This is a genomic window from Sphingomonas azotifigens NBRC 15497, from assembly GCF_002091475.1.
GTDB lineage: Bacteria > Pseudomonadota > Alphaproteobacteria > Sphingomonadales > Sphingomonadaceae > Sphingomonas > Sphingomonas azotifigens.
Genome location: NZ_BCTR01000138.1, coordinates 1 through 1,129 on the forward strand (window position 1 = coordinate 1; position 1,129 = coordinate 1,129).

2 protein-coding genes are annotated in these 1,129 nt (G+C 67.2%); both read right to left on the reverse strand.

Annotated features, from left to right (window positions below; genetic code table 11):
* Positions 1-603: electron transfer flavoprotein subunit alpha/FixB family protein (locus SAZ01S_RS23265; protein WP_084584698.1), on the reverse strand; the 603-nt coding region annotated here is incomplete at its 3' end.
* On the reverse strand, positions 603-1,129 hold a 527-nt coding region (locus SAZ01S_RS23270), incomplete at its 5' end, for an electron transfer flavoprotein subunit beta/FixA family protein (RefSeq protein WP_084584699.1). The genes SAZ01S_RS23270 and SAZ01S_RS23265, both read right to left, overlap by 1 nt.

Genomic DNA, 1,129 nt, shown 5'->3' on the forward strand with positions numbered 1-1,129 from the left:
ACGGCCGCCCGAAACGATGATCTTGGCGCTGGTCAGCTCCGGCCGCTCCGACGCGGCGATCTCGGCACCGACGAAGGTGGAGAGACCCTTGTCGCCCGCGGCTGCGACGGCTTCCACCGTGCCGCTGCCGCCGGTCGCCGCTGCCTTGTCGAAGGCGGTGCCGCGCACGGTGATCACCAGCTTCTTGTCGCTGGTCTGCACGGTGGCGATGGCGTTGCCGGCATAGATCGGACGGGTGAAGGTGTCCGCACCCTCGACCGACAGGATGTCCGAGAGCTGCATCACGTCGAGCGCGGCGGCGACGCGCGGCGCCACGTTCTTGCCCGTGGTGGTCGCCGGGAACAGCACCGCGTCATGGCTGTCCATCAGCTGGACGACCAAGGGCGCGACATTTTCGGCGAGGAAATGCTCGTACGCAGCATCGTCGGCGACATGGACCTTGCCGACACCGGCGATCTGCGCCGCCGCTTCGGCGACGGCCGAGACGCCCTTGCCGGCAACGAGCAGATGGACTTCACCCAGCTTCGCCGCCGCGGTCACGGTGGAGAGCGTCGCGTCCTTGACGCTCTGATGGTCGTGTTCGACCCAAACCAGCGTTTTCATCACGCGACTCCCATGCCCTTGAGCTTCTCGACCAGTTCGTCGACCGACCCCACCTTGATGCCCGCCTGGCGCTTGGCCGGCTCGACAACCTTGAGCGTCTTGAGGCGCGGGGTAACGTCGACGCCATAGTCGGCCACGGTCTTCTTCGCGACCGGCTTGGTCTTCGCCTTCATGATGTTGGGCAGCGTCGCATAGCGCGGCTCGTTGAGGCGGAGATCGGTGGTGACGATCGCCGGCAGCTTGAGGTCGACGGTCTCGAGGCCGCCGTCGATCTCGCGCGTGACCTTCACGCGCTCGCCGGCGATCTCGACCTTCGAGGCGAAGGTGCCCTGCGCCCAGCCGAGCAGCTGGCCAAGCATCTGGCCGGTCTGGTTCGAATCGTCGTCGATCGCCTGCTTGCCGAGGATGATCAGCCCGGGCTGTTCCTCTTCCGCGACCTTGGCGAGCAGCTTGGCCACCGCCAGCGGCTCCACGTCCTCGTCGGTCTGGATCAGGATGCCGCGATCGGCACCCATGGCGCGCGCCG